The sequence below is a fragment of the Corynebacterium suranareeae genome (assembly GCF_002355155.1).
Taxonomy (GTDB): domain Bacteria; phylum Actinomycetota; class Actinomycetes; order Mycobacteriales; family Mycobacteriaceae; genus Corynebacterium; species Corynebacterium suranareeae.
On sequence record NZ_AP017369.1, the window covers coordinates 2169264 to 2193790 of the forward strand.

General features: G+C 51.8%; 22 protein-coding genes. 13 read left to right on the forward strand and 9 right to left on the reverse strand.

Annotated features, from left to right (window positions below):
• The first annotated feature begins 265 nt into the window (after window positions 1-265).
• The 4 genes from N24_RS10140 (at window position 266) to N24_RS10155 (ending at window position 4547) form a co-directional block, all read left to right on the forward strand.
• Window positions 266-1060 carry a DeoR/GlpR family DNA-binding transcription regulator gene (locus N24_RS10140; RefSeq protein ID WP_096456623.1) on the forward strand — a complete coding sequence of 265 codons (795 nt, stop codon included), beginning with the start codon at window positions 266-268 and terminating at the stop codon, window positions 1058-1060.
• Window positions 1057-2049, forward strand: coding sequence for a 1-phosphofructokinase (locus N24_RS10145; protein ID WP_096456625.1), 993 nt, complete (start codon window positions 1057-1059; stop codon window positions 2047-2049). Before N24_RS10140 ends, N24_RS10145 begins: the two co-directional genes overlap by 4 nt.
• The gene (locus N24_RS10150; protein ID WP_096456627.1) at window positions 2042-4105 is read left to right on the forward strand and encodes a fructose-specific PTS transporter subunit EIIC; all 2064 of its coding nucleotides are present in this window, start codon (window positions 2042-2044) and stop codon (window positions 4103-4105) included. The genes N24_RS10145 and N24_RS10150 overlap by 8 nt, the downstream gene beginning before the upstream one ends.
• Window positions 4106-4277: 172 nt before the next feature.
• Window positions 4278-4547, forward strand: a complete 270-nt coding sequence (locus N24_RS10155) for an HPr family phosphocarrier protein (protein ID WP_096456629.1) — start codon at window positions 4278-4280, stop codon at window positions 4545-4547.
• A gap of 938 nt (window positions 4548-5485) precedes the next feature.
• On the opposite strand, the gene N24_RS10160 is transcribed toward N24_RS10155, so the two are convergent.
• The 3 genes from N24_RS10160 to hflX form a co-directional block, all read right to left on the reverse strand.
• Window positions 5486-6013: a hypothetical protein gene (locus N24_RS10160; RefSeq protein WP_096456631.1), complete on the reverse strand. Its 528-nt coding sequence runs from the start codon at window positions 6011-6013 to the stop codon at window positions 5486-5488.
• A 78-nt stretch (window positions 6014-6091) separates the two neighbouring features.
• On the reverse strand, window positions 6092-7381 hold the full coding sequence (locus N24_RS10165; RefSeq protein ID WP_096456633.1) for a uracil-xanthine permease family protein: 1290 nt from the start codon (window positions 7379-7381) through the stop codon (window positions 6092-6094).
• Between the two features lie 52 nt (window positions 7382-7433).
• The gene (hflX, locus tag N24_RS10170; RefSeq protein WP_167382081.1) at window positions 7434-8963 is read right to left on the reverse strand and encodes a GTPase HflX; all 1530 of its coding nucleotides are present in this window, start codon (window positions 8961-8963) and stop codon (window positions 7434-7436) included.
• Window positions 8964-9137: 174 nt separating this feature from the next.
• On the opposite strand from hflX, the gene N24_RS10175 reads away from it, so the two are divergent.
• The gene (locus N24_RS10175) at window positions 9138-9893 is read left to right on the forward strand and encodes a hypothetical protein (protein ID WP_096456635.1); all 756 of its coding nucleotides are present in this window, start codon (window positions 9138-9140) and stop codon (window positions 9891-9893) included.
• Window positions 9894-10096: 203 nt separating this feature from the next.
• A complete protein-coding gene (locus tag N24_RS10180; RefSeq protein ID WP_096456637.1) occupies window positions 10097-10636 on the forward strand; it encodes a hypothetical protein in 540 nt (179 codons plus the stop codon).
• Here the strand turns inward: N24_RS10180 and dapF are convergent.
• From dapF to N24_RS10195, 3 genes are read right to left on the reverse strand one after another with little or no spacing between them, the layout of a single operon-like run.
• A complete protein-coding gene (gene dapF, locus N24_RS10185) occupies window positions 10633-11466 on the reverse strand; it encodes a diaminopimelate epimerase (RefSeq protein WP_096456639.1) in 834 nt (277 codons plus the stop codon). The two genes, N24_RS10180 and dapF, sit on opposite strands and share 4 nt — an antisense overlap.
• 5 nt (window positions 11467-11471) lie before the next feature.
• Entirely contained in the window at window positions 11472-12380 is a 909-nt protein-coding gene (gene miaA, locus N24_RS10190; RefSeq protein ID WP_096456641.1) for a tRNA (adenosine(37)-N6)-dimethylallyltransferase MiaA, read from the reverse strand.
• A 27-nt stretch (window positions 12381-12407) separates the two neighbouring features.
• Window positions 12408-13019: a hypothetical protein gene (locus N24_RS10195; RefSeq protein ID WP_231910984.1), complete on the reverse strand. Its 612-nt coding sequence runs from the start codon at window positions 13017-13019 to the stop codon at window positions 12408-12410.
• Between the two features lie 185 nt (window positions 13020-13204).
• Between N24_RS10195 and N24_RS10200 the strand changes: the two genes are divergently transcribed.
• From N24_RS10200 to N24_RS10215, 3 genes are all read left to right on the forward strand, one after another.
• Window positions 13205-14572 (forward strand): DUF349 domain-containing protein, encoded by a 1368-nt coding sequence (locus N24_RS10200; RefSeq protein WP_096456643.1) that lies wholly within the window; start codon window positions 13205-13207, stop codon window positions 14570-14572.
• A complete protein-coding gene (locus N24_RS10205) occupies window positions 14573-15598 on the forward strand; it encodes a GNAT family N-acetyltransferase (protein ID WP_096456645.1) in 1026 nt (341 codons plus the stop codon).
• 1193 nt (window positions 15599-16791) lie between these two features.
• The gene (locus N24_RS10215) at window positions 16792-17607 is read left to right on the forward strand and encodes a class II glutamine amidotransferase (RefSeq protein WP_096456649.1); all 816 of its coding nucleotides are present in this window, start codon (window positions 16792-16794) and stop codon (window positions 17605-17607) included.
• An 88-nt stretch (window positions 17608-17695) separates the two neighbouring features.
• On the opposite strand, the gene N24_RS10220 is transcribed toward N24_RS10215, so the two are convergent.
• Together N24_RS10220 and miaB are read right to left on the reverse strand one after the other, a co-directional pair.
• Complete coding sequence (locus N24_RS10220) at window positions 17696-18367, reverse strand: Rv2732c family membrane protein (RefSeq protein WP_096456651.1); 672 nt, start codon at window positions 18365-18367, stop codon at window positions 17696-17698.
• 80 nt (window positions 18368-18447) lie between these two features.
• Entirely contained in the window at window positions 18448-20028 is a 1581-nt protein-coding gene (gene miaB, locus N24_RS10225; protein ID WP_096456653.1) for a tRNA (N6-isopentenyl adenosine(37)-C2)-methylthiotransferase MiaB, read from the reverse strand.
• Between the two features lie 352 nt (window positions 20029-20380).
• On the opposite strand from miaB, the gene gluA reads away from it, so the two are divergent.
• The 4 genes from gluA to N24_RS10245 all read left to right on the forward strand — a co-directional run bounded on the left by gluA (window position 20381) and on the right by N24_RS10245 (window position 23878).
• On the forward strand, window positions 20381-21109 hold the full coding sequence (gene gluA / locus N24_RS10230) for a glutamate ABC transporter ATP-binding protein GluA (RefSeq protein WP_167382180.1): 729 nt from the start codon (window positions 20381-20383) through the stop codon (window positions 21107-21109).
• Window positions 21110-21214: 105 nt separating this feature from the next.
• On the forward strand, window positions 21215-22102 hold the full coding sequence (gene gluB / locus N24_RS10235; RefSeq protein WP_096456657.1) for a glutamate ABC transporter substrate-binding protein GluB: 888 nt from the start codon (window positions 21215-21217) through the stop codon (window positions 22100-22102).
• A 142-nt stretch (window positions 22103-22244) separates the two neighbouring features.
• Window positions 22245-22931: a glutamate ABC transporter permease GluC gene (gene gluC, locus N24_RS10240; RefSeq protein WP_096456659.1), complete on the forward strand. Its 687-nt coding sequence runs from the start codon at window positions 22245-22247 to the stop codon at window positions 22929-22931.
• Window positions 22932-23056: 125 nt separating this feature from the next.
• A complete protein-coding gene (locus N24_RS10245) occupies window positions 23057-23878 on the forward strand; it encodes an amino acid ABC transporter permease (protein WP_096460052.1) in 822 nt (273 codons plus the stop codon).
• 38 nt (window positions 23879-23916) lie between these two features.
• Here the strand turns inward: N24_RS10245 and recX are convergent, their stop codons facing one another.
• Window positions 23917-24516 carry a recombination regulator RecX gene (gene recX / locus N24_RS10250; protein ID WP_096456661.1) on the reverse strand — a complete coding sequence of 200 codons (600 nt, stop codon included), beginning with the start codon at window positions 24514-24516 and terminating at the stop codon, window positions 23917-23919.
• Between the last annotated feature and the right edge of the window lie 11 nt (window positions 24517-24527).

A 24527-nucleotide genomic window follows, 5' to 3' on the forward strand; every position in this document is an offset into this window, starting at 1 on the left:
AAAGTTACTCCAGCTTGTGGCGGTAATTTTAACGAGATCCAATCTCTTCCCCATCCTAGTGATTCACGCCACATCGTGTGGTTTTTCTCAGTAACTAGGTGAAATTTTGCAGTTTAACCAGGCTTTTTAAAAATTTCATACGGTTCCCCCACAAACGGAACCAAAACAACACAGGTCAAAAACCAGTTTTCGCAGTGGAATTTCTTTTCACAGGTTCAACAACAGGTCCAACATTCCTAAAACACTGAAATTTAACGAGGTGCACATGGTCAGCCAAACGGAAAGGCAGCAAGCAATTGTTGCTCTGCTGGCACCCACTGGGGCTGTGTCTGTTGGAGATCTAGCCGAGCATTTTCAGGTCACTACTGAAACTGTCAGGCGTGATCTTCGAATCATGGAGTCTTTAGGGCTTTTACAAAGGGTGCACGGTGGTGCAATCGTCCCAGAGCCGATGGGTACTTCTCCCCCTTTGCTTAAACCAGCTTTGGTCGAAGGATTGCCGCCAGAGCCACAGATGCTCGAACTCGCTGAAGTGGCAGTTTCTCTTATTCCACCTACGGCACGCAGTATTTTTCTCGATTCTGGGTTAGCGTGCTTAGCCATTGCCACGGTGGTGGGAGATCCTCCAGAGGATGCTCGGTGGACTGTAGTAACTAGTTCTCCCGGCGCGGTCATTGCCCTGTCCAGTACAGATGCCGCAGCTGCTGTGATTTTGAACGGACAAGTGCATGGCAAGAGTTCGTCCATCATTGGTCCTACTGCGGTGGATATGATTTCCCAATTGCGTGCTGATATCGCCTTTGTGGAAGTCGATGCAATTCAATCCGATACCGGATTGTGCACCTTTTGCCCAGAGACCATTCCCATCAAACAAGCCATGATCAAAAATGCTGCTTTTACCGTTGCTGTTCTCAGCCCGAGATCACACCATGATCAACAACAGCATCGGTTGAAACATCGTTTTGCTACCTTGGCTGAATTTGATGCGCTTGTCACCGACGACAACATGTTAGATTTTCCAGTTTTGCCCGACCACAACTTTCAGGTGGTAACCCCATGATCATCACATTCACCCCAAATCCGAGTATTGATTCCACGTTGGCTCTTGGTGAAGAGCTTTCCCGTGGATCAGTACAACGACTCGATTCGGTCACCGCAGTAGCCGGCGGCAAAGGAATTAACGTCGCGCACGCTGTGTTGCTGGCTGGTTTCGAAACCCTGGCGGTCTTCCCCGCTGGCAAACTCGATCCTTTTGTTCCACTCGTCCGCGATATTGGATTGCCGGTGGAAACCGTTGTAAACAACAACAATGTGCGCACCAACACCACCGTCACCGAACCCGACGGCACCACAACCAAACTCAACGGCCCGGGTGCGCCCCTGAGCGAAGCAAAGCTGAAAAGCCTTGAAAAAGTGCTTATCGACGCGCTCCGCCCCGAAGTCAGCTGGGTTGTCCTCGCGGGCTCGCTGCCCCCAGGGGCACCTGTTGACTGGTATGCACGCTTGACTGCGCTCATCCATGAGGCACGCGCTGATGTTCGGGTGGCAGTCGACACCTCTGATAAACCATTGTTGGAGTTGGGTAAGAACCTGGATAAACCTGGTGCTGCCCCAAACTTGATTAAACCTAATGGCCTGGAGCTAGGTCAGCTGGCTAACGCTGATGGTGAAGAACTTGAAGCCAGTGCTGCTGCAGGTGATTATGATGCGATCATTGCGGCTGCGGAAGTACTTGTTGAACGTGGCATCGAGCAGGTGCTTGTCACCTTAGGTGCTGCTGGAGCAGTGTTAGTCAACGCAGAGGGTGCGTGGACTGCTACTTCTCCAAAGATTGATGTTGTATCCACTGTTGGTGCTGGGGACTGCGCTTTGGCTGGTTTTGTCATGGCGCGTTCAAAGAAGCAAACAGTCGAAGAAAGCTTGCTTAATGCGGTGTCTTATGGTTCGACTGCTGCTTCTCTTCCTGGCACCACCATTCCTCGTCCTGACCAAATCATCACTGCTGGTGCAACGGTCACCCAAGTTAAAGGTCTGAAAGAACATGAGTAATGTAATAAATTCCTCGCTTGTCCGGCTGGATGTCGATTTCGGTGACTCCACCACCGATGTCATCAACAATCTAGCCACAGTTGTTTTTGATGCTGGTCGCGCTTCATCGGCCGAAGCTCTTGCCAAAGATGCCCTAGCTCGTGAAGAAAAGTCAGGCACCGGAGTTCCAGGTCAGGTGGCTATCCCCCACTGCCGTTCTGAGGCAGTATCGGAGCCAACCTTGGGCTTTGCTCGATTGAGCAAGGCTGTGGACTTTAGTGGTCCTGATGGCGATGCCAACCTGGTGTTTTTGATTGCTGCCCCTGCAGGTGGTGGCAAAGAGCACTTGAAGATTTTGTCCAAACTTGCCCGTTCATTGGTGAAAAAAGACTTCATCAAAGCTTTGCAAGAAGCAACGACCGAACAAGAAATTGTTGATGTCGTTGACGCAGTGCTTAATCCTGCACCTAAAGCTGCTGAGCCAGCAGCTCCGGCGGTGGCAGCAAGTGCTGAGAGTGGGGCGGCGTCGACAAGCGTTACCAGAATCGTGGCAATCACCGCGTGCCCGACTGGAATCGCGCACACCTACATGGCTGCGGATTCTTTGACGCAAAATGCGCAAGGCCGCGATGACGTTGAGCTTTTTGTTGAAACGCAGGGTTCCTCTGCTGTCACACCAGTTGATCCGAAGATTATTGAGGCTGCTGACGCCGTCATCTTCGCCACCGACGTGGGTGTGAAAGACCGTGAGCGTTTTGCTGGCAAGCCCGTTATTGAATCAGGCGTGAAGCGCGCGATTAATGAACCAGCCAAAATGATCGATGAAGCCATCGCCGCATCAAAGAACCCTAATGCCCGCAAGGTATCAGGGTCTGGTGTTGCTGCATCGGCAGAAACCACCGGGGAAAAGCTAGGTTGGGGCAAGCGCATCCAACAGGCCGTAATGACCGGTGTGTCCTACATGGTGCCATTTGTCGCAGCTGGTGGTTTGCTTCTAGCTCTGGGCTTTGCGTTCGGTGGCTACGACATGGCTAATGGTTGGCAAGCGATCGCCACCCAATTCTCGCTGACCAACCTGCCTGGTAACACCGTTGACGTTGACGGCGCCGCCATGACCTTTGAGCGCTCCGGATTCCTGCTCTACTTTGGTGCCGTGCTGTTTGCTACCGGTCAAGCTGCCATGGGATTCATCGTGGCTGCACTTTCTGGCTACACCGCATACGCCCTTGCTGGACGCCCCGGAATTGCACCAGGATTTGTCGGCGGCGCTATCTCTGTCACCATCGGCGCAGGCTTCATCGGTGGTCTAGTCACCGGTATCCTCGCAGGACTTATTGCGCTGTGGATTGGCTCCTGGAAGGTACCGCGCGTAGTGCAATCACTCATGCCAGTGGTCATCATTCCGCTACTGACATCCCTTGTGGTTGGCCTTGTCATGTTCCTTCTACTCGGACGCCCACTGGCAGCCATCATGACTGGCCTGCAAGACTGGCTATCATCAATGTCTGGATCTTCCGCAGTACTGCTTGGAATCATCTTAGGACTTATGATGTGCTTCGACCTCGGTGGTCCAGTAAACAAGGCCGCATACCTATTTGGTACCGCAGGCCTATCCACCGGCGATCAAGCATCCATGGAAATCATGGCAGCGATCATGGCAGCCGGTATGGTTCCACCAATCGCAATGTCTATCGCAACCATCCTGCGCAAGAAACTCTTTACCCCCGCAGAACAAGAAAACGGCAAATCCTCCTGGCTCCTTGGCCTGGCATTCGTCTCCGAAGGTGCCATCCCATTCGCCGCTGCCGACCCACTACGCGTGATCCCAGCAATGATGGCCGGCGGTGCAACAACCGGTGCAATCTCAATGGCATTAAACGTAGGATCCCGAGCGCCACACGGTGGTATCTTCGTGGTCTGGGCTATCGAACCATGGTGGGGCTGGCTCATCGCCCTAGCCGCAGGCACAATTGTATCCACCATCATGGTCATTGCCCTGAAACAATTCTGGCCCAACAAAGCCATCGCAGCCGAGGTAGCAAAGCAAGAAGCAGCCGAGGCCGCCGTAACCGCATAACCCTGATGTCTGGTCGGACATTGTTTTTGCTTCCGGTATCGTGGCACAACGGACAATGTCTTACTAGTATGTAGTGAGATCCACATTAAATCCCCGCCTCTGCGGGGGTTTACTAACAAATCGTTGTGGCTTTGTTTAAACAAAGCCACAACAACACGAAAGGACACTTTCCATGGCTTCCAAGACTGTAACCGTCGGTTCCTCCGTTGGCCTTCACGCACGTCCAGCATCCATCATCGCTGAAGCAGCTGCTGAGTACGACGATGAAATCTTGCTGACCCTGGTTGGCTCCGATGATGACGAAGAAACCGACGCATCCTCTTCCCTCATGATCATGGCACTCGGCGCAGAGCACGGCAACGAAGTTACCGTCACCTCCGACAACGCTGAAGCTGTAGAAAAGATCGCTGCACTTATTGAGCAGGATCTCGACGCAGAGTAAAAATCACCAATGGTGACTGCTTAAAGCATTTTAAGCAAAGCGGTGGCATATCCAGACCGGGTATGCCACCGCTTCTGTATTTTTAGGGGGATTCGGGCATGTTCGAGGGTGACTTCACGTGGCTGGCTGTGGGGATTTCTCGGATTTCCTAATGTTGCCGGGTGCTCGGCGGGTTGAGGGGGGTTAGGATTCAACATAAATCGTCCCGAACGTGAGTTTCCTGGTGAATTGGCACGCTTTTGGCTCTGAAAAACGTACCAATTCACCATTTTTCGACACTGCCCTCTTCAAAATGGTGAATCCTTGCCCTGGAACCTTTACGCCCCCTTTCAGAAATCACATCAGCCCCAAGAGTCCCAAAAGTGTCCCCCTCTAGAAGCGCTTCTAAAGACCTAACTTTCCCAATCCCAGGTAAGAAGTCAACCAGCAAAACCAATCCCCTATGTTGATGTGTTAAACATATTGAGAAAACGTGTTGATTTTACTCCCCATAATTTGCATGTGATCTTTAAATAGTCCGTCAAGACAGTCCCCCCTTTGCCACCCTGGCCAGAGTTGTTAGGATCCACCACAAATCTGATCCCGAGACTTGTGGTAGATTCTTGCATTTCCAAGGCCTAATCATGCACGAATCCACCACAGATCCGAAGAATCCCGTCAATCGTGGTGAATCCTTGCCCTGGAACCTTTACGCAACCTTTCAGAAATCACATTAGCCCCAAGAGTCTCAAAACTGGCCCCTCCCAGAAGCGCTTCTAAGGACTCAAACTCAGCTCACCCATACTTTGGCTTAACTGAGCAATTCCAACCCGCCACAGCGCCTTCTACAGCAAAAGGCATCCACCGCCCGACAACCCAGGTATCCCAGAAGAATCCCACACAAAAATCCCCCTCATTTCCCAACAAGGAAACAAAGGGGATTTTTCACAGCGCTAGGATTACGCAGTTTTCACTGGTGCTTGGCACACCTGTACATAAACTTCCGTTCGCAACTGATCGCACGCATCCGCAGTGGCAACACCTTCAATGTATTCTTCCCATCCCACAACGTTGGTAGGCAAGGTGCATCCAAGGTCTTCGACTTCATCTAAAACTTCGTCCCAGAAGCTTTCTACTCCATCGAAGGGGCCGTTGTGTCGGCTGTGCATGGTTTTCATGTCGCGGAAATGGTGGAGAGCAACATCATCGATATCGCCACCAGATTGGCTGAGCGCTCCTCGGCGTAGGGTTTCAGCTTGGTTCGGGCTCACGGGGAAGCCGATCAAGATGTCTACGGTGTCGGAGACATCGCCGAAGTAATAAGCGCGGGCTGGACCTTTGGGTTCAATACCTTCTAGGCGGAGAAATTTCTTAATCTCGGCGTAGCCACGCTTAAAGAGTTCTGGGAGATCCTCAGAGGAAAGGATCACCCGGATGCCCACAACATCGTGGGCAGGGATCTTCTCAAACTGGGTATCAACGATCAATGTAGTTTTCCTAAACAGAAATGAACACGTCCCGTACGCGGTAACCGTACGGGCCTAACTGCTTAATTAAGCAGCGTACTAGAACTTAGCGTTCTTGCCTTCCCCAATGGAGAGGTAGAGGCGTTTCATGATTGGGTACAGGACAATGATGCCCACAGAGCCCCATGCGATGCCTTCTAGGGTGACACCGAAAACTGTGAGGGTGAGGTTACCAATACCTGCAACCAATGCAACGGCAGCCATGGTCAAATTCACTGGATTGTTGAAGTTGACTTGGTTGTCTTGCCAGATACGAATGCCGAGCATACCGATTAGGCCATAAAGAACCAAACATGCCCCACCTAACACGCCTGTTGGGATGGTGAAGATCAAGGCGCCGAATTTCGGGATGAATGCTAATGCGATGGCGGTGAACGCTGCCACCCAATAGGCTGCGGTGGAATACACACGCGTTGCTGCCATCACGCCAATGTTTTCTGCGTAGGTCGTGGTACCAGAACCACCGAAACCTCCGGCAAGTGTGGTGCCTAAACCGTCTGCGATCAATGCATCGCCAGCTAGGTCGTCGAGGTTTTCCCCTGTCATTTCCGATACGGCCTTGACGTGTCCAACGTTTTCAGCGATTAGCACGATGATGACAGGCAAGGTGACCAAAATGGCAGAGAGTTGGAATTCTGGTTTGTGGAATTGCGGTAGGCCAATCCATGCAGCTTCACGGATGGTGTCTGCTGCTCCTTCGGAAAGATTTCCGGTTAGTGCTGCAAACACCCAGCCGATAACAACGCCAATCAAAATACCTAATCGGGCAACCATTCCCCGACCCGCCACCGTGGCGATCAAAATGGCAAATAGGGTTACTGCCGCCACGACAGGCTGACTGGCAAAGTTACCTGCAGCTGTTGGAGCGAGATTCAACCCGATCAGTGCCACGATCGCACCTGTGACAGCGGGAGGCATTACGGCATCGATGACTCGCCTACCGGCTGCTTTAACTGCAAAACCAATGGCAATGAGTACAAGACCAGCGATTAGAATGCCACCAATTTGCACCCCGATACCGTGCACTTGAGTTGCCGTTAAAGGTGCAATGAAAGCAAAAGAACTACCCAGGTAGGAGGGTAGTCGATTTTTGGTAATCAAAAGGAACAGAATTGTTCCTACACCAGAGAACAACAATGTGGTGTTTACTGGAAATCCGGTGAGTGTGGGAACCAGGAGCGTAGCGCCAAACATGGCGATTACGTGCTGCATACCGATTCCAATTGTGCGTCCCCAGCTCAGTCGCTCTTTGGGAGCAACTACCGCGCCGGGTGCGATCTTTTTGCCGTCTCCGTGGACGGTCCATCCCCATGTTGAAGTCACGAACACTAATTATCGACTCCCAAGGGGTCTCTTGGGAAATCGACAATCAAATCTTTTACTATGTGGACGTTGGTTCTACAACATAATTGTGGAGCTCTTTGGCTAATTGGCTTGGGATTCGCACATCCATAATTGTTCCGTCTTCTGCGTATTCTTCGCTTAGTACGGTGCCGTATTGGTGTAGACGAGATACGATTTCGCCACGGGTAAAGGGGATCTTGAGCAGCAAATGTTCATCGCGTGAATTAAGGAATAGCTCAATTCGAGCCTCCAATTCCTTAATTCCTTCGCCGGTCAGCGCAGAGACGAACACCACATCATCAACAGCATGACGCAGTTCCGCCAGCGTCAACGGATCAGCTTGGTCAATTTTGTTCACCACGATAATTTCCGGTGGCGGCACAGCTCCAGTCGAGCGGACAATATCGCTGATAACTGTGTTCACCGCCTCGATCTGCTTGAGCGGGAAAGGATCAGAGCCGTCAACCACATGCAGCATTAGATCTGCCTCCACGACTTCTTCAAGCGTGGATTTAAACGCCTCCACCAAAGAAGTTGGCAGGTGTCTAACGAAGCCAACGGTGTCGGTAAAGACTACGTGTCGGCCGTCGGCAAGCTCCGCTTTTCTCGTCGTTGGATCCAGCGTGGCAAAAAGCGCATTCTCCACCAGCACGCCCGCACCGGTCATCGCATTAATCAGCGAGGATTTACCGGCGTTGGTATATCCGGCGATCGCGATCTGCGGCACCATCGAGCCAGCGCGTTGCGCTCTTTTAATGCTTCTCGACGTATCCAGCCCCGCCAATTCCCTACGCAGCCGGGCCATATCTGACCGAAGCCTACGGCGATCAGCCTCAATTTTGGTTTCACCGGGACCACGCAGGCCAACGCCACCGTTGGAACCTGCACGTCCACCTGCCTGGCGGGAGAGATTTCCACCCCAACCACGTACTCGGCTAATCAGGTACTCCATCTGAGCCAAGGCCACTTGGGCTTTACCTTCACGTGATTTTGCGTGCTGAGCAAAGATATCCAAAATCAACATGGTTCGGTCAATGACCTTAATATTGAGCTCTCGCTCCAAGGCCACTAACTGTGATGGGCTTAGCTCACCATCACACACCACGGTATCGGCACCGGTGGCTTCAATGATTTCTTTTAATTCCCGAACCTTTCCGGAGCCAATGTAGGTTCCTGGATCTGGCTTATCGCGTTTTTGGTACAGCGATTCAATTACTTCAGCACCTGCAGTATCTGCCAGTGCGGCAAGCTCAGCCAAGCTGGCATCAATTTCTGCGGTAGTCCCTTCGGTCCACACGCCTACTAAAATAACGCGCTCAAGGCGAAGCTTTCGGTACTCAACTTCGTATCCATCTGCTGATTCTTCAGCGTGGATTTCTGTTTCCCTACGACGCAGTGCATCACGGGCTTCTAGGTCTAGATCACCAATTGATGGTTCTTCAGCTCGGATAAACCCAGAGAGGTCAAAACCCGAGGTGTCCTCTGAGCCACCGCGCGTGGTGTTTTTGTGACCACGAAATGCTTGGGCGAGGAGTTCATCATGACTTAAATTTTTCTTTTCATCCATTGTTTATCTATTGTTTCACGTCTGCTGCCTGCTCGGCTAGGTGTTGTTCAACGCCGATAGCGATCAAAGCTGCATAAACACCATTGCTACGCCCTGTATTCCCCAAACGTGGGGGCTATTTCTCACGGAGGCGAAAAGTGACTATTGCCTGTTAAGAGGGTTAGAATAATCGCCATGACTAGCGATCTGAAGACAATCGGTATGGATTTTACAAAGTGGCAAGATGCGGTAGAAGCTGCAATTGCCTCTGAGCGTCTCGAGGTAACTGGCGAGGTTCGAGGCGGCCAGCTTATTCAATTCTCGGATGATTCCGGCGCTCAAATTAATATTCTTGCCGTTGAGCCTTTTGCTACCTTCGCTGGATTCAACTCAGCCACCATCGCTTATGGCCATGTCAGCATGATCAATGATGTGCTGGCATTAGTTGATATCATCGATCCTTTTGGCACCCCGGTAGCTACGATTACCTGCAACCTTGCGCAAGGTCCACTTTTAGTTGATGAGCCTGTGCAGCGCTGGCAGCAGCTGCGTATCACAGCTCTTGGCGTTAATGTGCAAACCCATGACAACGCTGATGCCTACATCCGCAATGGTGGCGAAACCGTAGGAATGCTAGTTTCTGAAGGCGCAGAAAAGATCGCTAGTGGCAGCGGCGCGGTTATCCCAGATGCATCTGCGGAGTTTTCAGCTCGTGTCCTTGCCTCGGAATACCGCACAAACTCATTGACTGGACAGCGATTCATCCACGCCACCGTGGACGGTCTGTTTGCTTTTGATGTGTGCCTTCCCGATGCCCCAGAATTGCCTGCCCGTGATTCTGTCCTCTCAGGTACCGTCATGCTCACTGCTGCTGTTATCCCTACCGAAGTAACGGGCTGTGGTGGTTCCGGTGGCTGTGGCTCTGGAGGCTGTGGCTGCGGCGGACACTAAAATCTTTAGCAACTTGGGGGATCTCACAAATTAGAGGTTCCCCATTTTGTATTCGTCCAGCCCTCAAAATTGACTCAACGTTTCCAAGTATCTAGATTAAAACTTTCGCATAAGATACTGGTGCAATCGTTTACGTAAGCTACTAAGGTGATCTGTACGCAAGACACACGCGCCGACGTGGTGGGAGGAGTGATTGTAGGAAAATGGGAGAACAACTTCCGTTTGCTAATGGCTCGCGCTCCTCAAAGCTGCCGCTTTTTGTCATCGGAATATGCTGTCTTTTGCTCATCCTCTGGCTCAAACTTCCCGGGATACTGCTTGCAACGATCATTGCAGTCGCAACCTTCAGCGTCATGCGAATGCGAACCTCCACACCTGAAGTTTCTTCGCTACGCACCTCGATTCGTTTGTCATCTGAAGACATCACTGATGTACAAAACGAATGGCAACAGTTTTTAAACTCACCAGATGCTGACGCACTTGCTGATCGGACCATGGCCAGGCCGGCGTTAGCTGATCCTGATTGTGGTGATGCAGCTATTGAAAAATTCCACTATGAAATCAGCAATGCCAACAGGTTCCTCGGCAGACTTGAAGCCCGCTTGCACCAAAATCTCTTAGTCAGCGAACTTGAAACACTGCTCAAAGTCACTGATGAACGCGCATTAGAACTGCGCGAAACCTGGTTGGATGCCCGCAAAGCGGCCCTGAAACTCGGGCCGAACTATAAACGTGGCGCTTAAATCTCCACTTCGCCAAGCGCGATAATTTTACTTGGGCCCGTCAAGGTGGAACCGTCGTCGAAAATTTGCACTTCCACTTCCCCACCTGGCACTTTAACCCGCACTGTTCCCTCACCTAAACCTGCATCTGCCAAAGCAGCACACGCGGCAGCAACAGTGCCGGTCCCACAGGAACGGGTCTCCCCCACGCCGCGTTCCCACACGCGCATCGATACGGAATCTTCTTCTAGTTCAGTCACGATTTCTACGTTCACACCATGGGGGAAGAAATCTTGATCAAATGCGGGAGCACGCAATTCCATCTCAGCCAGCGATGCTGCGCTTAGACCAGGCACCACACACGCAAGGTGAGGATTGCCCATATCCACACCAAGTCCTGCAAATACTTGACCATCAATATCGCAGGTAGATAGCCCGGTAACCTCAGGAGTGCCCATGTCTACTCGAACTTCGGCTGCATGTTGATCTGCCTCCAAAATATCAACATGGCGCTCTCCTGCACGGGTGCCGATATCAAAACTTTTCGCATCCACTAAGCCTCGCGAATACAGCCAATGGGCAAAAAGCCGCACGCCATTTCCACACATTTCTGCCAATGAGCCATCCGCATTGCGGTAGTCCATGAACCATAAATCTGGATCGACGGTCGAATCTTCAATTGCTGCCGCTTTAACCACACGTAAAATTCCATCCGCGCCGATTCCCGCCCGGCGATCACATAGCTGCACGACCTGTTCGGGTGTTAAGTCGATTTGTGCTTGCTCATCAGGAATGATGATGAAGTCATTTTCAGTGGCATGGCCTTTGGCAAAAGGGATGGTTAAATTCACCCTCGCTATTCTAGACCCAAAATCTCTACAGCTTGCACCGTGGTATCTCCAGACGCATCAATCCACTGCACACGGTGATCTCTGTTGAACCAACTGCGTTGTCGCCTGACATAACGTCGTGTGCCCGTTACCGTGCGTTCTTGGGCTTCCTCCCAGGTCAATTTCCCTGCCATAGCGGAAAGCACCTGGGCATAGCCAATAGCGCGTCCAGCAGTGGAATCTGAAATCAGGCCGTGCTCGGCAACAAGCTGTTCTACCTCAGCTACAAAACCACGCTCGAACATCAAAGCAGTACGTTGTTCTATTCGTGGATTAAGCCATTCTGGGGTGGTTTTTAAACCAATTATTTTAGTCCCCCACCGAGGGGGTGCATCCTTAGGCGGCTGGCTTGCTTGGAATGGTTTGCCGGTCAATTCGATGACTTCCAAGGCGCGGACGGTGCGCCGTGGATCATTATCTTCAATAATTGCTGCCGCAGCCGGGTCAATTTGGGCAAGCTCTGCGTGCAACGCCGAGATGCCAATTTCTGCCAGCCGTTGTTCAAAGCGGGCCCGCACGCCCGGATCTGTGGGAGGGAATTGCCAATCATCAACCAGAGACTGCACATACAACATGGATCCACCCACCAAGATAGGTGTTTTACCGCGCGCTAAAATATCTTCCACATCAGCTACTGCATCTTCTTGGTACTTAGCCACAGACGCAGTCTCCGTGACTTCAAGGACATCTAATTGGTGGTGCTTGATACCTTCACGTTCACTGAGCGTAAGTTTTGCTGTACCAATGTCCATGCCTTTATACAGCTGCATGGAATCCACGTTGACTACTTCCCCGTCAAGCTTGTGCGCTAGAGCAATGCCCAGGGCTGATTTTCCAGATGCAGTTGGACCTACCACTGCAATGGGGGTTATCACGATTAAAATCTCCTTGACGTTCGTGAGTTAAAAAGTCCAACGCGCAACGTAGCGTCCCACGCCATGTGTATCGTCTGTATCAATAAGCTGTGTGCTTTTTGCTTGCGACACCAGTGCTGCAAGATCGAGCCATAGTTGGGGTTCGCGGAGGGAGGCGTCGATAAGCATTTCCTTGCTTGGTACGTGCTCAAGCTCGCCGCTCAACAGCGATTGGCACCAGCCATCAATTTTTTGCGCGCCGGGTATAAGCGCGGACGGTGCGCGGGCTGTTAGGCCGGTGGGGCCGTCGAGGGCGAGGACGGTTACCGCCTCGAGGCCAATAACTTCCAATCGGTCGCGCACGCCGTCAACGCGCTGCTCAAACGAGCCCAAAGCAACCCGCTGCAGGATCTCTGGCAAATAATTTCCATCGGAAACCTGCACGCTCGGAGCACCCCAGGCTCTCAAATTTCCGGCGTGCTGGGTAAACCACGCCTGATCGCGGGAGCCCACCAAATTAATTGAGCGACTATTGCCAGCTAATTCCTCTTCAAACACTAAACGCAATGCCTTTAAAAGACGCGCTCCAGCGGTATCTCGAGGAGCTAGTTGAGGCACCAGCGCCGGGCTTCCAGGCATAATAACAAGCGTTGCATTCACAAACTACACCCTATCCTCATGGGTAAAATTACTGGGCAAACACCTCTGCTGAGCAAGGTTTTTGATGATAGTGCACCCTATCTGGCTGACACCTACAATGCCACGCGGTATGTTTAATAAACGTAATTCGAGTTTCGGCGGCCGTGTCGCGCGGCCAGGACGCCCCAATGCTTTAAGGACCCACCATGACTGAGAACCAGACTCCCAGCTCCACCTCTGCACCAAAGCCGGGACCTCGCCCTGGCCAGGGCCCACGCCCAGGACCCCGACCAGGGGCTCAGGCCGCTGCAAAAAAGGCAGCGGTTCCAACTCCGTCACCGATCGTGAAAACCACCAACGATCCAGCAAAATTCGGTCGAGTTGAGGCAGATGGTTCAGCGTATGTCACCACTTCTGCGGGTGAACGTTTGATTGGTTCTTGGCAGGCTGGAACTCCAGAAGAAGGCCTTGCACATTACGGTGCCCGCTTTGATGATCTAGCCACCGAAGTTGAGCTCATGGAGCAGCGTCTTGTTTCCCACCCAGATGATGCCACCTCTATCCGCACTAAAGCCGAAGAGCTTAAAGCCACGCTGCCTACCATCGCAGCTATTGGTGATTTGGACGCTGTCGAAGAGCGTTTGAACAAGATCATCAACAATTCTGAAGAAGCTAACGAGCGTGCCAAAGAGCAAAAAGCTAAAAACCGCGAACGTGCGATTGCACGCAAAGAAGAACTCGCTGGTGAGGCCGAGGATCTAGCAGAAAACTCCTCTGACTGGAAGGTTGCCGGCGATCGTATCCGCGCCATCTTGGATGAATGGAAATCAATCCACGGCATCGACCGCAAAACCGATGATGAGCTGTGGAAGCGTTACTCCCGCGCGCGTGATTCCTTCAACCGCCGCCGCGGAGCACACTTCGCTGAGCTAGACCGCACCCGCGCAACAGCCCGCAAGCTGAAAGAAGCCCTGGTTGAGCGCGCAAATGCCCTCAAGGAATCCACCGAGTGGAACGACACCGCCCGCGCATTCCGCGATTTGATGACCGAGTGGAAAGCCGCTGGACGTGCACCACGCGAAATCGACGACAAACTGTGGGCAGCCTTCAAGGACGCTCAGGACTACTTCTTTGACAAGCGCAACGCCGTAGCCAAGGAACGCGACCAAGAATTCGAAGCAAACGCTAACGCAAAGCAGCAGCTTCTAAACGAATACGACTCTCAGATTAACCCCGAGCAAGACCTTGAGGGTGCACGCAACAAGCTCCGCGAACTGCAAGAAAAGTGGGAGGAAATCGGCTTTGTTCCACGCGGAGTAGTCCGTGAATTCGAAGAAAAGATCGGCGCTCTAGAAAAGCGCGTTTCCGCTGCCGAGGAGTCCCAGTGGCGCCGCACCGACCCAGAAGCTCAAGCTCGCGCTGATCAATTCTCCGCCAAGGTGGCAGAATTCAACGCTCAAGCCGACGCAGCTCAGGCCAAGGGCAACACCAAAAAGGCCGAGAAACTGCGCGCACAAGCAGCTCAGTGGGAAGAGTGGGCTCGCGCCGCACACGAGGCAGTTGACCACCTGTAAATGAAGTTTTCCAAATTAGCGGACCAGATTTTCGGCCAAGAACCCGACGATCAGGTCCGCTCCTTTGTGTTCATGTCCAACCTTGAGGCACAAGAAATCGCCAACACCATGGATGTTTCCGTGTCCGTGGAGCGTATTCACGCCGATTTAGCAGGCAACACCGAACTCGCTTCAGAGCTGTACTTCCTCCCCGATGAATGGGACGAAGCCCAAGGCTGGGTGAAAATTAACTATCCGCTTATCGACGACACCGCCTCAGCCAGCCTCGACGTTGTCTTAGATGCCACATTCCAGCCCCTACCGGGCCAGCCATTTGAGGGCGAGGCAATAACGCTTATCGACGCCTTCCTCCATCACGGCGAACAAACCGCCAGCAAGCCACCCTGGAATCGAAACACGATCCACACCTCCCACATGCATCCGCCAGGAGCAAATGGAGATTGTGACTACTGCGCTGTTTTAGAGTCTCGCGGATATACCCTTGCCCACGAAGAAATCCAACAAACTCTACCCCTTCAGGATCGAGAGTGGTCTGCTGGCGATTTATCAGTTTTCGACGTCGTGGGCACCGAATTTCCCCACCACTTGATGCCAAGCATTGTGTCGCTGCAACACCGCGCAGCCCTTGATGTTCCTCATGGGTCGTTGAGTACTTCACCTGCGCAATGGGATGAAGTGCGATTACATCAGCAATCTGAAAGGATCCTTAAAACAGGAACGAAACTTTTCACTGTTCTTTTTGCCTGTAGCTCAACGGTTGTTGCAATGTCATCAATTGCCATTCCACCAGGTTCCAACCCAGACATTGCAGAACAAGGACTCACCATCGTACACCCTGACTTTCGGGGCCGTGGTCTTGGAATGGCGGTAAAAGTAGCGGGGTTGTCATTGCTGGCCAAGCACCACCCGGACATCAAACGTGTGGCTACCTCAAATGCCATAGACAACCACGCTATGTTGGCAATCAACCGCGCACTAGGAGCCACTGAGATCTGCCGTACCACTTTGTGGGAGAAAAAACTCTAGTGCTTAAGAGCTTGCGTGGTGTGTCTCTTCAGCGTTTGATTGCGTGCCCGATTGTTATTAAAACGATGAGCGTGAGAATCCCAAGCTGAATGGGATTAACGCTCGCGCCGAACAGTAACTCGGTTCCCATCACAATGGCGGAAAGCCCGGCTTGGGTCGAATTAGTGCCGAAATAGCTGTTTGCCGCGCGTGGTTTTAGGTGGTCGTGTGCTTGGTCGTGTCCTTGGCGGCATAAGACCAAACCAGGAGACCCAGAAATCACGTTTTCGACGTTTGTGGGTCTCCTGGTTTGGTGTATCGCGTTCATTACCAAACACAGAGACCCAACATCTAAGTTTTTGAAGATTCTGGGTCTCCTGGTTTGGTCGCACTCAAATTTCGGCCTCTAACCCTAAAGGTCACACCTCCCCAGAAGCCCGTTTAAGGGGTTTTCAAGGTCAAGCGCATACCAAAGCTCATCTAAGAAAACTCGAGGCCTTAAACAAGCGATAAACGCCTATCGCGTATTTTCATGGCTTCAGTGTTCAGCTTCTTGGCAAACTAGCGACGATTCCTCAAACAGATTGATCTGCTCTACTGATCAAACTTCCCAGAAGCTCCTATTGATCCACCGAAGTTAAGATCGAAAAGTGTGTATTTTTTTCGCTGGGAATGCAACGGATGGAGAGTTTGTCACCCTTGCCAAAAATTTCCACTGGTCAGAGAGCCAATAAGTTCTTCCTCTAGTGAGTTTGATCCAAGTCGGGTCAAACACGTGTCCAGCTCAAATGCCATAGACAACAGCTGCGGTGAAGAAGGCGGAGAAAGTGTAAAAGTTGAACTCTCTGCTTAAACTCGGTGCCCAACCACTGCTGCACCAACACCTTGCCACAACACGGCCACAGCGATAAGGGGCGCACCCGCGGTGGATTTATTAATAGTCGACATGCCCCTTCGCAATCTACTCCCCTTGCACCAACTCCGACGCAGCGTGTCACCCTACCCCGACGCCCAACGGGTATGTCGAGTTATTTGCGGCTTTGTCTATTCGCAAAAGACAAATCTAGAGATCAGCTACTCGTAACATGTTCATTTCTTCCATGGCATGCCCCTCTAAGACGAAAACAGGTGCCCGCCAGGGTTCCGGAAGTCAGAGGAAAGTGGGAAACTTAAGGCATCAGACACTATTTATAAAGTAAGGGAAGTGAGGGGCCATGTGCCGACTCTTCGGTTTGAGCGCCGAACAGCAACGCGTTCGCGCAACATTCTGGCTTCTCGACGCCCCGGACAGCCTCATACTCCAATCCCACCGCAACCCGGACGGAACTGGCCTTGGGACCTTCGATATTGATGGACAGCCCCGGGTGGAGAAAGAGCCGATCGCAGCCTACCAGGACACCGCCTTCGCATATGAGGCAAAGCAACGCCATAGTAGTACTTTCCTGGCCCACCTGAGATACGGCACCGGTGCGCCCGTGGAAATGCGCAATACCCACCCCTTCGAAATGGACCGACGGCTATTTGCCCATAACGGAGTCGTCGGTGATCTGCCGTTACTCCGGGAGTATCTGGGAGCGGATCTGGCATTGGTGCGGGGTGAGACAGATTCCGAGCTTATTTTCCCCTTGATCACCAGAGAAACCAGACGGGCGGGTGGAAACGTCGTAGAGGGGATAAGTCAGGCTCTGTTTTGGCTATCGGAGAATGTTCCGGTCTATGCCTTGAACTTGATCATCACCTCGGCGCATGAAATGTGGGCGGTGCGTTGGCCTGAAACCCATGAATTGTTTCTTCTCGACCAGCGCAAACAACCAGCCCCCATTGAACAACGCACCAGCCATGGCATGCGGATCAACTCCCCAGAGCTTGGCTTCCATCCTCCGGTGGTGATCGCCAGTGAGATGCTAGATCCTTCCCTCGACTGGCACCTGATCTCCTCTGGCGAGCTAATTCACGTGGGTGCCGATCTAACAATCAACCAGATCCCGGTGGTCGACGGCCCACCCCGTCGGACACTGCTGATGAAGTAAAACTGATAAGAACAAACTCATGCTGGAAGAACGAAAAGCGGTTGATTACTTAGAAAATGATCAACCGCTGTTGGTTTCAAAAAGCTTTTTAAGCCTGCTCCCCTTGTTCGTTTTGTTCGCGCTCGCGGCGGCGAGCAATGCGCGCGCGGCGATCGTCGACAAGCAAAGGATTGCTTTCTGGGCTGCTTTGCTGTTGTTCAAGCAACGCGCGCTGTGTCGCTGCAACGCCGTCGAGGTCAGGGTTTTCTGCACGCATTTCCGCGATCTCCACTTGGCGGTCACTGCGTGCCAAAATCACTGACGATAATCCCCACACGGCCAAAATTGCAGCAATAACCCCAAGCATCATGCCTAAATTGACGAAGGTAACTTGGGTGCTGGTGCTGGTTTGGCGCATCCAAATGGCAAACACAGCAAAAACGAGGGTGACGCAAGAAAAGATCCATGCAATCCAGGCCATCCAGGTGCGTTTTAGCACCACGGTTCCTAAGGAAAATAGCAACACTCCAATGGTGCCTAGCCAGTAAAAACCGTACTCACCAAGGGTAATTCCTGCATCACTTGCAACATCTGACAAGGTGAGAACTTGCCAGCCCATGACCCCGCGGATGTGTGGGAGGAAAAGTGCAATGACAAAAAGCACAATTCCTGCGATGAGATACCACTTCTTATCACCAAGCTCGAGAGTTTTTGCGGCATCTTTTTCTAATGCCGCAAGCTCTTTTCCGCTTAGTTCTTGATCACTCACGTTGTTGTTCATCTCCTCGTTGGCGCCGATTTGTTGGTGCCGTTTGTCTAACGGACACCTTGGTCGACCCTTTTCATCCTAGCCTGCAGTTTTTAGTTAATGGAGCAGCAGGAAGATTCTGTGGCAGGAGCCACTTTAGGGGCGCCGATTTTTGGCAGACCCAAACCAACACCGATCGGTGCAGTAGTTGGTACTTGTCCAACTGCGGAGTTATCCCCTGCTTTGGTACGGCGGTGAGTTTCTACCCCGCTATCAGCGATGAGGAAGAATGGCTTTGCTTCAGTTACCGTGACGGTGACAAAGTCGCCTGGACGGATCTCGCCGTCGATGTTTCCTTCAGGAGCAAAGTGCACGAGGCGTCCATCACGAGCACGACCGCTCATGCGTTTAGTGGCATCATTTTTACGCCCACCGCCTGCTTGGACCAACAATTCCACGGTGGAACCAATCAGTTTTTGGTTTTCTTCTTCACAGACCTGCTCTTGAACAGCCATGAGGCGTTCGTAGCGTTCCTGGACTACTTCTTTTGGTAGCTGGTTTTCGTATTCGGCAGCTGGTGTACCAGGGCGTGGGCTGTATTGGAACGTATACGCAGAAGTAAAGCGTGCTTTCTTGACAACGTCGAGCGTTGCTTGGAAATCTTCCTCGGTTTCTCCAGGGAATCCGACGATAATATCGGTGGTGATTGAAGCGTGAGGGATCTTCGCACGAACCTCATCCAAGATGGCAAGGAACTTCTTGGAGCGGTAGGAACGACGCATTTCTTTCAACACTTTGTCTGATCCTGACTGCAAAGGCATGTGCAGTTGCGGGCAGATATTAGGTGTCTCTGCCATGGCATCGATGACATCAGAAGTAAATTCCGCTGGGTGTGGGCTGGTAAACCGAACCCGTTCAAGGCCTTCGATATCGCCACACGCACGCAGCAGCTTGGAAAACGCGCTGCGATCACGCTCTAGTTCAGGATCAACAAAGTTCACGCCGTAAGCATTGACGTTTTGTCCAAGCAGCGTTACTTCAGTAACCCCTTGATCGACCAGGGCTTGTACTTCAGCCAAGATATCGCCTGGACGGCGGTCTTGTTCTTTGCCGCGAAGCGAGGGGACGATACAAAATGTGCAGGTGTTGTTGCAGCCAACGGAGACAGAGACCCATCCCGCATACGCCGATTCACGCTTTGCAGGCAGAACTGAGGGGAACTGCTCTAAGGAATCAACAATTTCCACTTCGGCTTGAGCATTGTGCTCTGCACGCTGGAGCAACGTTGGCAAGGAGCCAATATTGTGGGTTCCAAATACAACATCAACCCACGGTGCCTTTTTAACAACGGTGTCTTTATCTTTTTGCGCCAAGCAGCCACCCACGGCAATCTGCATGCCAGGGTTCTTTTCTTTTACGCTGCGCAGGTTTCCCAAAGTGCCATACAGTCGCATGTCGGCGTTTTCACGCACCGCACAGGTATTAAACACAACAAGATCGGGAGTTGCGTCCTCTGCGGCGGCAACATATCCGGCCTCTTCAAGCAGTCCGGATAAGCGCTCAGAGTCGTGGACATTCATTTGACAGCCAAAGGTCTTGACCTCGTAGGTACGAGCAGATCCCTCCGCAGGTGTTGCGTGGGTGGCTTGACCGGGATGTTGATTTGCCTTTACGTGGTTCAATTGCTGCGTCACGGTTGCTTATTGTATCCCTGTTGCGCGAGCTGACATAAACGAGTTTTCCACGTACCTCAATACATCTGCATTCGCTTCTATTTTTCGGATGATTTTTAGTATCTGGGGAAGGCTTAACTAGATGTAACTTGGCTAAATTCGCACGCTTATTTAACACACAGTATCTATCAATCAATAGGTAAAATTCGGACAAATTCGGGAACTACCCCCAAGGCTTGCCCCCGATCGACCTGGGAAAATAGTGATAAATGTAGAACTATTTGTTTCAAAATGGACTCATTCACACAATTGCGAACATTCTGGCCACATTCTGCTTTATGCTAATCGTATGACGCAGACCACAAATTCCCCGATGATCAAAATGACGGGAGTGCAAAAATACTTCGGCGACTTTCACGCTCTTACGGACATCGATCTAGAGGTCCCACGAGGACAGGTCGTCGTAGTGCTCGGCCCTTCAGGATCGGGCAAGTCAACTCTTTGTCGCACAATCAACCGTCTTGAAACCATTGAGGAAGGCACCATCGAAATTGATGGAAAGGTGCTTCCGGAAGAAGGTAAAGGCCTAGCATCCCTCCGCGCCGATGTCGGAATGGTATTCCAATCCTTCAACCTTTTCCCACACCTCACTATCAAAGACAACGTCACTCTCGCACCCATCAAGGTACGAAAGATGAAAAAGTCTGAAGCCTCAAAGCTTGCGATGACTTTGTTGGAACGCGTCGGCATCGCAAACCAGGCTGATAAATACCCGGCCCAGCTTTCAGGTGGCCAGCAGCAGCGCGTGGCCATCGCCCGCGCACTTGCGATGAACCCAAAGATCATGCTTTTCGACGAACCCACCTCTGCCCTTGACCCCGAAATGGTCAACGAAGTGTTGGACGTCATGGCAAGCCTTGCTAAGGAAGGCATGACGATGGTGTGTGTTACCCACGAGATGGGATTCGCACGCAAAGCAGCCGATCGCGTGTTGTTTATGGCGGACGGCCTCATTGTTGAAGACACGGATCCAGACTCCTTCTTCACAAGCCCTAAGTCTGATCGTGCAAAGGACTTCTTGGGCAAAATTCTTGCCCACTAAACCTTCAATGCACTTTTAGTTCTAAGAACCACCTTCTTATCAGCCCGTATATCCGCTGGCTTTCACACAGCGATTGCAACTTTTTACTTAAATTAAGGAGACAACATGTCTGCAAAGCGTACTTTTACCCGTATCGGCGCAATTCTTGGAGCATCCACCCTCGCCGGAGTTACCCTCGTAGCCTGTGGTGATTCCGGAGGCAGCGATGGATTCCTCGCATCTATCGAAAACGGTTCCGTTAATGTCGGTACCAAATACGATCAGCCTGGTCTTGGTCTTCGAAACCCAGACAACTCCATGAGTGGTCTCGATGTGGATGTTGCTGAGTACGTGGTCAACTCCATTGCAGATGACAACGGATGGGATCACCCAACCATTGAATGGCGTGAAACACCATCTGCTCAGCGCGAAACCCTCATCCAAAACGGTGAGGTAGACATCATCGCGGCAACCTACTCCATTAACGCTGGACGTTCAGAGTCCGTCAACTTCGGTGGCCCCTACCTACTCACCCACCAGGCTTTGCTTGTTCGCCAAGATGACGAGCGCATCGAAACCCTCGAAGACCTGGACAACGGTTTGATCCTGTGCTCCGTTTCCGGATCCACACCAGCTCAAAAGGTTAAGGATGTCCTCCCAGGCGTCCAGCTGCAGGAATATGACACCTACTCTTCCTGTGTTGAAGCACTTTCTCAGGGCAACGTTGATGCACTGACCACCGACGCAACCATCCTCTTCGGCTACTCCCAGCAGTACGAAGGTGACTTCCGCGTGGTGGAAATGGAGCAGGACGGCGAGCCATTCACCAACGAATACTATGGCATCGGCTTGAAGAAGGATGACCAGGAAGGCACTGACGCTATCAACGCCGCACTCGAGCGTATGTACGCAGACGGCACCTTCCAGCGCCTTCTTACTGAGAACCTTGGTGAAGACTCCGTCGTTGTTGAAGAAGGAACCCCAGGAGATCTTTCCTTCCTCGACGCAAGCTAATGTGACGGCTTTAAACAGCCAGCTTCAAAACGTGCGTGGCGCTTAAAACCCCCAAAGCGCCACGCACGACCCTTTTAGGTTCATCAACTTTCCCATCCTTAAAACATACTTAAAACATCCTTAAAACAAGGAGCACCACCACATGAGCACATTGTGGGCGGATTTGGGTCCGTCGCTACTTTCAGCTTTTTGGGTGACCATCAAACTCACCGTTTTCTCAGCCATCGGCGCGATGATTCTCGGTACCATCCTCACAGCTATGAGGGTCTCCCCCGTTAAGATTCTGCGCACCCTATCCACGACGTACATCAATACAGTCAGAAATACCCCACTTACTCTTGTGGTGCTATTTTGCTCCTTTGGCCTTTACCAAAACTTAGGTATGACGCTGGCGAGCCGGGAAAGCTCCACATTCTTGATGGACAACAACTTCCGGTTGGCCGTCCTTGGATTCATTTTGTACACCTCCACGTTCGTGGCTGAATCCTTGCGCTCCGGTATTAATACTGTCCACTTTGGTCAAGCAGAAGCCGCACGCTCGTTGGGATTAGGTTTCGGAGACACGTTCCGTTCGATCATTTTCCCTCAGGCTGTACGTGCAGCAATCGTTCCACTTGGCAATACCCTTATCGCACTGACCAAGAACACCACCATTGCTTCTGTCATTGGTGTTGGCGAAGCATCATTGCTGATGAAATCGACCATTGAAAATCATGCCAATATGCTCTTCGTAGTTTTCGCCATCTTCGCCGTTGGATTCATGATTCTCACCCTGCCCATGGGTCTTGGCTTGGGCAAACTCTCTGAGCGTTTGGCGGTGAAGAAATAATGGCTAATACAGTTCGCGCAACAGTTCTCTACGATGCACCTGGACCTAAAGGTCGTCGCTTCAACCTAATCATCACGATCGTTACCGTGATTGCTGGTTTGGCAGTTCTATTTTGGGTTGGTTCGATCCTTTCGGAAAACGGTCAGCTTGATGCCAACAAGTGGACTCCATTTATCAACTCCCAAACCTGGACCACCTACATCCTTCCCGGTTTGTGGGGCACACTGAAATCAGCAGTGTTCTCCGTGATCTTGGCACTGGTCATGGGTACCGCGCTGGGTCTTGGGCGTATCTCTGAGATCCGGGTGCTGCGCTGGTTCTGCGCCATCATCATTGAGACTTTCCGAGCGATCCCCGTTCTGATTCTCATGATTTTTGCTTATCAGATGTTCGCACAATACAACATCGTGCCGTCACGCCAACTGGCATTCGCCGCCGTCGTTTTCGGTCTGACTATGTATAACGGTTCCGTGATTGCAGAGATTTTGCGTTCAGGCATTGCTTCTTTGCCTAAAGGCCAACGGGAAGCAGCTATCGCATTGGGTATGTCTTCTAGGCAAACCACCTGGTCGATTCTTCTGCCACAGGCTGTGGCTGCGATGCTCCCGGCGCTGATTTCTCAGATGGTTATTGCACTGAAGGACTCTGCACTTGGTTACCAGATCGGCTACATCGAAGTTGTTCGTTCCGGTATTCAGTCCGCCTCTGTCAACCGCAACTACCTAGCTGCACTGTTCGTTGTTGCGTTGATTATGATCCTTCTGAACTTCTCACTTACCGCATTAGCATCACGCATCGAACGCCAATTGCGCGCAGGTAGAGCAAGAAGGAATATCGTGGCGAAGGTTCCTGAACAGCCTGATCAGGGCCTAGATACCAAGGACAACGTCAACATTGACTGGCAGGATCCCGATTATAAGGATCTCAAAACCCCTGGAGTTCAATAACCCCAAAGCCTCTACCCCGGATATTTCCTATCCGGGGTTTAGCTTTTCAAATCTTCGATTCGTTCATCAAGCGCCTCTCGCGCAAGATCCATCGACATCCCCGCCGGAAACCCTCGACGCGCCAGCGCACCAACCACACGTCGAAGCGCCTTGTCATAATCCGCACGGTCCTGCGGAATCTTCTTTTCCGACCGCGCTTTCTTTACAGCCACCGCACGCGCTGTGTCCCGCTCATCGGCGCTGTCGATTTGCTCCAGGGCCGCAGCACGAATTTGCTTATCGACGCCTTTTTCCTGCAGTTCGCGGTCCAGCGCACGCGAAGACTTACCTCGCCTAGCAGCGCGTTGCCGAACCCATTCAGTGGCGAAAGCTTCATCATCAAGCAGTTTGGACCTGGTGAGATCTTCAATGACCTCACTGATGATGTCATCTTCAAACTCCAGAGCTTTAAGCCGGTTGCTCAGTTCATTAACTGATCGTGCGCGCTGATCTAGCAGTAGTAAAGCACGTCTGCGTACGGCTGCTTTCTTTTCTTCTTTTTCGTGATCAAAGAAGTCTGATTCGCCCCGTGCATGAGCTCGTTCAAAGTTGTCGAGTGCTTTTTTAAGTTTTTCAATCTTCTCTGCTTGGGAGTTCATCACCGTTGTGC